At 58.1% G+C, this 6359-nt stretch carries 11 protein-coding genes; 8 read left to right on the top strand and 3 right to left on the bottom strand.

Annotated features, from left to right (window positions below):
- A partial coding sequence (locus tag BSG08_RS19045; protein WP_139274600.1) for a transposase domain-containing protein occupies nt 1–165 on the top strand: 165 nt, incomplete at its 5' end.
- Here the strand turns inward: BSG08_RS19045 and BSG08_RS19040 are convergent.
- Both BSG08_RS19040 and BSG08_RS19765 read right to left on the bottom strand, forming a co-directional pair.
- Entirely contained in the window at nt 152–547 is a 396-nt protein-coding gene (locus tag BSG08_RS19040) for a hypothetical protein (protein ID WP_139274607.1), read from the bottom strand. The two genes, BSG08_RS19045 and BSG08_RS19040, sit on opposite strands and share 14 nt — an antisense overlap.
- Nucleotides 505–702, bottom strand: coding sequence for a DUF6471 domain-containing protein (locus tag BSG08_RS19765; protein ID WP_245770759.1), 198 nt, complete (start codon nt 700–702; stop codon nt 505–507). Before BSG08_RS19765 ends, BSG08_RS19040 begins: the two co-directional genes overlap by 43 nt.
- A 130-nt stretch (nt 703–832) precedes the next feature.
- Between BSG08_RS19765 and BSG08_RS19030 the strand changes: the two genes are divergently transcribed.
- From BSG08_RS19030 to BSG08_RS19000, 7 genes are all read left to right on the top strand, one after another.
- Nucleotides 833–1795 carry an IS1595 family transposase gene (locus BSG08_RS19030; protein ID WP_093039417.1) on the top strand — a complete coding sequence of 321 codons (963 nt, stop codon included), beginning with the start codon at nt 833–835 and terminating at the stop codon, nt 1793–1795.
- 199 nt (nt 1796–1994) lie between these two features.
- Nucleotides 1995–2186, top strand: coding sequence for a hypothetical protein (locus BSG08_RS19025; RefSeq protein ID WP_093039416.1), 192 nt, complete (start codon nt 1995–1997; stop codon nt 2184–2186).
- Nucleotides 2187–2773: 587 nt separating this feature from the next.
- The gene (locus BSG08_RS19585; RefSeq protein ID WP_175544842.1) at nt 2774–2935 is read left to right on the top strand and encodes a hypothetical protein; all 162 of its coding nucleotides are present in this window, start codon (nt 2774–2776) and stop codon (nt 2933–2935) included.
- A 54-nt stretch (nt 2936–2989) separates the two neighbouring features.
- On the top strand, nt 2990–3352 hold the full coding sequence (gene tnpA, locus BSG08_RS19015) for an IS66-like element accessory protein TnpA (protein ID WP_093039414.1): 363 nt from the start codon (nt 2990–2992) through the stop codon (nt 3350–3352).
- The gene (tnpB, locus tag BSG08_RS19010; protein ID WP_093039413.1) at nt 3349–3696 is read left to right on the top strand and encodes an IS66 family insertion sequence element accessory protein TnpB; all 348 of its coding nucleotides are present in this window, start codon (nt 3349–3351) and stop codon (nt 3694–3696) included. The genes tnpA and tnpB overlap by 4 nt, the downstream gene beginning before the upstream one ends.
- Before the next feature lie 62 nt (nt 3697–3758).
- Complete coding sequence (tnpC, locus tag BSG08_RS19005) at nt 3759–5378, top strand: IS66 family transposase (protein ID WP_175544843.1); 1620 nt, start codon at nt 3759–3761, stop codon at nt 5376–5378.
- Nucleotides 5378–5674: a hypothetical protein gene (locus BSG08_RS19000; RefSeq protein ID WP_093039411.1), complete on the top strand. Its 297-nt coding sequence runs from the start codon at nt 5378–5380 to the stop codon at nt 5672–5674. The genes tnpC and BSG08_RS19000 overlap by 1 nt, the downstream gene beginning before the upstream one ends.
- On the opposite strand, the gene BSG08_RS18995 is transcribed toward BSG08_RS19000, so the two are convergent.
- Entirely contained in the window at nt 5652–5984 is a 333-nt protein-coding gene (locus tag BSG08_RS18995; protein ID WP_093039410.1) for a hypothetical protein, read from the bottom strand. The genes BSG08_RS19000 and BSG08_RS18995 overlap by 23 nt on opposite strands.
- Nucleotides 5985–6359: the final 375 nt, after the last annotated feature.

The following is a 6359-nucleotide window of genomic DNA, read 5'->3' as shown; positions in this document are numbered from 1 at the left end:
GCCGCCATGTATTCCCTGATCGGCACGGCAAAATTGAACGACATCGATCCGCAGGCCTGGCTCGCCGACGTCATCGCCCGCATCTCCGACATGTCCGTCTCACGCCTGCACGAACTGCTGCCGTGGGAATGGAACGCAGCAACGCACCAGGTCAAGGCTGCCTGACCGCGGCCCTCGGCGGATGTTTACGTTGCAGCGTCCAAATAAGAAGAAACGTGCCGACGGCAATGAGACCGGCGGAAACCCAACTAGCCCATTTCATGCTCTGGGTAGCCTCATTCATGGCTTGCGTAGCGGCGTTCATTCCCTGCTGGGCGACAAGATCGTCTTTCTCACGCTGAGTGGCTTCGGATTCGCTGGCCTTGCGGGCCTCGGAGGCTTCATCGTCTTCGATGATTTGAACCGGAAGCGGAATAGGCAGGCTGTGGGATGGTTCTTGCTTTGCGTTGGACCTATCGTTAGCGCTGCCTGCTTGCTCTTGGGCCTGCAATGACGTTGCAATAGTTAGTCCAAATGCAACTGCGATGATCCAACGGCCTTTAGACATTGCAACATGAACGCTGCACTAAACTTCCCTCGGGATAGCTTGTTGGCAACATTCACTTCCTTTTCGTTGATTCCAATGCCAGCCAGCTTTTCAACAAGTTGCGCATAAGTCACCCCCTGACGTTTCAATTCTGCCTTAAGAAGGTTTGCGGCCATCTTTTCCCATTCTGTTTGCGTTGGCATGTATCACCCATGATGTAAAAACTAACGTATTTAGTATATAACCTATTGCAAACAGTATGTCACTATACTATATTCGATATGTAGATAACGGATATAGTATAAAATGGCCCAACACTTCCTTCTCTCAGCAGCATCCCGCACTCTCAGCATCCGCCAGATTTACAAGGCGGCCGAGGATGCGGCTTACCAGACGTTTTGCGAAATGCGCTGGCCCGAGACGAATGGCGAGGCGGTTTGCCCGCGTTGCGGCCATGATGAAACCTACCAGATCACCACCCGCCGCAAATTCAAGTGCAAGGCATGCGCGCACCAGTTCAGCGTTACCTCTGGCACCATCTTCGCCAGCCGCAAAATGGACTTCGTAGACCTTCTGGCCGCGATCTGCATCATCGTGAACGGTGCCAAAGGCATTTCCATGATCCAGCTTTCCCGTGATCTGGACTGCCAATACAAGACCGCCTTTGTTCTGGCGCACAAGCTGCGTGAGGCGATGGCGCAAGAGGTCCAGACCGGCGAAGTGCTGCAAGGTCACGTCGAAATTGATGGTGCATACTTTGGCGGTCACATTCGCCCCGAGAACCTCAAGGCAGACCGCAAGGACCGTCGCCTGAAAGCCCACCAGACCGGCAAGCGCCGCGTGGTGATCGCCATGCGTGAGCGTGTAGGCCGCACCCTGCCTTTCGTCAGCACCAATGAGGGCGAAGGCGTTGCACTGGCAAACGAGAACGTCTGCCGCATGGCCACCATGTCAGCCGATGAGGCAAGCCATTGGGACATGCTGCACATTGGCTGGGCGGTTGATCGCGTGAACCACAGCGAGTGCTACAGCGACCACGGCAAACATACGAACATGGTGGAAAGCTATTTCTCGCGTCTGCGCCGCATGGTGTCGGGTCAGCATCACCACGTCAGCCCGCAATACCTGCACCAGTATGCGAACCACGCCGCTTGGCTTGAGGACAACCGCCGCTTTGACAACGGCGAACTGGCGCACCGTCTGGTGGCGAACGCGATGGGTGCGCCGGTCAGCCGGAACTGGAAAGGGTATTGGCAGCGGGCGGCGTAAATTGTCACAGGTGCGCAACTTATCGCCACCCTTGTTTTCTTTCGAATATCTGTATGGTTTAAGACTAAAAAGTGTGATTCGCGCGTTTGGTTAAATTCCCGTTAGGGAGTGCCATTTAAATCATTGCCTAACAAAAGCCAGAATCGGTTGATTTGTAAGGCTTTGAGCGTATATCATGGGAAACGTTGAGGAGAAACACATGGCGAAGAAAGCAAAAGCAACCATTGGCAGTGCCAATGGCGGTTTCCATAGCTTCCCGCCTGAAGCTTTTGATTACTCTGACGATATTGTCGGAGAAGTGGTTGATGCGATCCGCAAGGAGCGTGGCGTAGACGTGAAAAATGGCGATTGGGAACTTGTCGATGGTATCGGACAGGTTATCCACGCCTGAGTGGGTAAATAACCCACCTTCAGCAATGGACATTGTTACAGGAATATACCCCGAGTCAAATCCTCGGGGTGGCGTTCCCAGTGTGCGTCCGTGTCTTGTAATGAATGTCTACCAAAACAAAAAAACAAACGAAATAGCCCTAAATATTGCATATGGGACAAAGAACCTAAAGCTTCTAACCAGAGAAGGTAAGGACTTAATTGTTCAAAATGTATCTGATCTAAATGCAATGGGTCTTCCCGCAGCAACGCGATTTAACATTCAGGATTCGTATCGAGTAAATTTGCTGTGGGGGCCGTCTAATTTCGCGTGTTGGCCAAACAGGTCACATCCGAGATTAGGCAGTTTGTTGACGGATTACCAAAAGGAATTGATGTGGCTTGTTGCACGGCAATAAATCAAAATCTGAGCCACACCCGCCCCTCACGCTTAACCAACCCCGCATTCCGCAGCTTGGCCAGACATTGCCCACATCGCGTATAGGCAATGCTGTAGTCTATCTCTGGCCTTCTGGCGCTGACATATTCCGCAATGCCCGTGAGCGGCTTGGGGCCGTCCCTGAGGGCTTCCAGCACCAGCAACCGCATATGGCCGCACTTGGCTGCGTCCTGTCGCTTGGGTGGCATTACGCGGGGCATATCCACCCCACGCTGGCGCAACAGCGCCTCGACGTGATTCAGGCCCTTTCCGCCCGCGCGGATGATCGTAACGGCCCGATTGAGACCGCCTGCCGGCTGGAGGCTACGTGATCTAAGATACGTGCATAACGACGTCCTTTGCGACGTGTCTTAGATGGAGGGGTCATGCTGGGCGAAGTTCTTGGCGTTGAGCGACGTCGGCGTTGGAGTGACGACGAGAAGCTCGAGGTCGTGCTGGCGGCGGCGGCTGACGGCGCGACGGTGACTCAGGTCGCTCAGCGCTACGAGGTAACTCGCTCTCAGATTTACAGGTGGCGACGGGAGTTGAAGCAAAAGGGTCTCTGGTCGCCCGGTCACGGTGCTCATTTCCTTCCCGTTGATTTCCCGGAGTTGGCGGCTGCAGCGCCCAGGCCGAGCCGGCCGGTTCCGGTGGAATTACGGCTGGCCAACGGACGGTGCCTGAGGTTTGACAGCGGCATGGATGGGGAAGCTCTGACCCGTCTGATCAGGGCCGTGGAGGCGGCATGATTGGGCCGGGAACGGGTGTCCGGGTCTACCTCGCCTGCGGCGCCACGGACATGAGGAAGGGCATTGCGGGTCTTTCGGCCATGGCACAGGACGTTCTGCGCCAGAAGCCTGCAAGCGGCGCGGTCTTTGCATTCCGGGGGCGTAGAGGCGACCGGCTCAAGCTGCTTTATTGGGATGGCCAGGGCTTCTGCCTCTACTACAAGGTGCTTGAGCGCGGGCGTTTCCCGTGGCCCGGCACCGAGGGCGGCGTTGCCCGGCTCACCTCCGCGCAGCTGGCCATGCTCTGGGAAGGCATCGACTGGCGGCGTCCGGACTGGGGCGCACCGCCTGCGCGCGTGGGGTAAATTATCTCCCTGAAACTCCTTGTTTTGTTGGCCATTCCGGATGCCGCATGGTATCTGTCGGCATGTCCGACGATGCCGACATTCTCTCTGACGATCCCGCCGTTCTGAAGGCCTTGATTGCCGCCCTGCAGGCGGAGAATACACGCATGTCGGCCACGTTGCAGGCTCATGAACAGCTGGTCCAGGCGTTGCGCCTGCGGATCGCCAAGCTCCAGAAGCAGGCCTTCGGCAAATCGTCGGAAAAGATCGAACGGGAGATCGCCCAACTCGAGCTCGCGCTGGAAGACCTGCTGATCTCGGCCGCCGAGCAACGCAATGAACCCGCTGACGAAGAGGATGCCGAACTTCCAGCCGCCGTTACCGGCGCCGCCGAGGTGAAGCCCCGCCGCAGGCCGAGGGTGTCGGACGAGACACCTCGTGAGCGCCGCGAGCTCGATCCCGGCACCTGCTGTCCCGATTGTGGGGGCGACCTCCGTGTGGTCGGCGAGGATGTGAGCGAGCTGCTCGACATGGTCGCCGCGCAGATGAAGGTGATCCAGATCGCGCGGGTGAAGAAGTCCTGCCGCCGGTGCGAGAAGATGGTGCAGCCCGCCGCCCCGAGCCGTCCGATCCCGGGCAGCATGGCCGGGCCAGGCCTTCTGGCCCATGTCCTGGTCTCGAAGTTCGATGACCACGTCCCGCTCTATCGCCTCAACGAGATCTACGCCCGCATGGGCGCGGACGTGCCCGACAGCACGCTGCTGGATTGGTGTGGCCGCGCCATGAAGGTGCTCGAACCGGTTATCGAAAGGATCGAGGCCGAGGTCATGGCGGCGCCCGTGCTGCATGCGGACGACACACCCATCCGCGTCTTGGACCGCTCCCGTCGCAACCGCGGCCTCGGCAAGGGGGTCAAGCAAGGTCGGGTCTGGGCCTATGTCTCGGATCAGAGGCCCTGGGCCGGTAGCGCACCGCCTGGCGTGGTCTACCGCTTCTCCCCGGACCGGAAAGGGGACCATCCCCGGCAACACTTGCAAGCCAGCAGCGGCATCCTGCAGGCAGATGCCTACGCAGGCTTCGGTCAGCTCTATGAGCGGCGCGCGGACGGCAGTAGCCAGTTCCGCGAGGCAGCCTGCTGGGCCCACCTGCGCCGCGACTTCCACGATGTCTGGGAGGCAACCAAGTCGGAGATCGCACGTGAGGCGCTCGATCGGATCGGGAAACTCTACGACGTCGAACGGCAGATCGCCGGTCAGCCCGCCGCACTGCGCAAGGCGGCGCGGCAACAGCATTCCAGGCCCAAGGTCGATGCCTTCAAGGCGTGGGCCGAGGCGCAACTCGCCCGCATTCCGGGCAAAGGCGATCTCGCCAAGGCCTTCCGCTACGGACTCTCCCGCTGGTCCTCCTTCGAGCTCTACCTCGAGGACGGGCGTATCGGCATCGACAACAACCCGGCCGAGCGCGCCATGCGCCCGATCGGGATTGGCCGCCGCAACTGGCTCTTCGCCGGCTCAGACAGTGGCGGGGAGACTCTGGCGCGGGCGATGACGCTGATCGAGACGGCGAAGATGAGCGGACTGGACCCGCAGGCTTGGCTGGCCGACGTCCTCGACCGCATCCACGATCATAAGATCAACCGGCTCGACGAACTGCTCCCATGGAACTGGCAGCCGAGAATCCAACCTGAAAGCGAGGCAGCCTGATGGCTGCGACAACCCATGTCTGCTTGATCAGCCACGTCGCCAGCCTGCTTGGAGAGGATTTGGACCTTCTCGAAGCCATTGTCAGCAACGACGACAACCTCTCCTACGGCAGTATTGTCAGTGTCCAAGTCGATCACGACAACTACCAAACGGCCCTCACAGACGATGGTATCGGCGAACTCCGGGACATGCTCATGTCTGCCCGGGTGTCGGTCGAGGAATGGCATGGCTTCCTCGAGGACTTCGTTGACGATCCCGACATCATCGCACGCGTCAAGGACATTCCACTGCGGTAGCTACCGGGCGCTTACGGTTCTCTTGGACCGTCACAGTTTGAGCGAGCTTGCGAACATCGTCTGAGGAGCTTTCAGGCTTTGCCTCGATCTCCCGAGCCAGTTTCAGCCCTTCTGAAAGCACCTGTTTGTCTGCGTTCTCGACCTTGAAAGTCTCTAGTAGGTTGTAGAGAACACGGCTCCGGTCCCTTTCAAGTTCATTAACGAACCGAAGAATGATAGACTGGAATACGCGGAATTCTTCCGTTTCGATTATGCCTTCGCGGTTTGACTGATCGACAAGCACACTGTTTTCGATGCGCGAAATGTTCACAGTACCCGCAATGTTCTGCGGTGGGACTGGCCAGTTCAGACGTGTGGGCGCAGCTGGGTTCGCCGCCTACGCTGACCAAGCGATAACCAGTCATAGGCGCCGCTGTTTGGCTCCCCGTAGGGCCTCACACCAAAGTTATCTCGATAAATACGGATGCCGCCAAAAATATCGAGCCATTCCCGTCGCCGCTGTGGTTGAAAGCTCCGATATGGATACTGCCTGTCTTCGGCCTTTGATGGCATCTGAAGCTTAAAGAACCGCAGAACAACGTCGAACGGTCTGAATCGCTCCGGGTTTGTCGGAGACCATCAACTTAAGTAAGGATGATGGTTATGACGAAAAGCAAAATGGCAAATCGCTACTCGCCCGAGGTCC

This window comes from Roseovarius azorensis, assembly GCF_900109455.1.
Classification (GTDB): Bacteria; Pseudomonadota; Alphaproteobacteria; order Rhodobacterales; family Rhodobacteraceae; genus Roseovarius; species Roseovarius azorensis.
The sequence above is the reverse complement of the archived record's forward strand: the minus strand, read 5'-3'. Positions and strand labels throughout refer to the sequence as shown.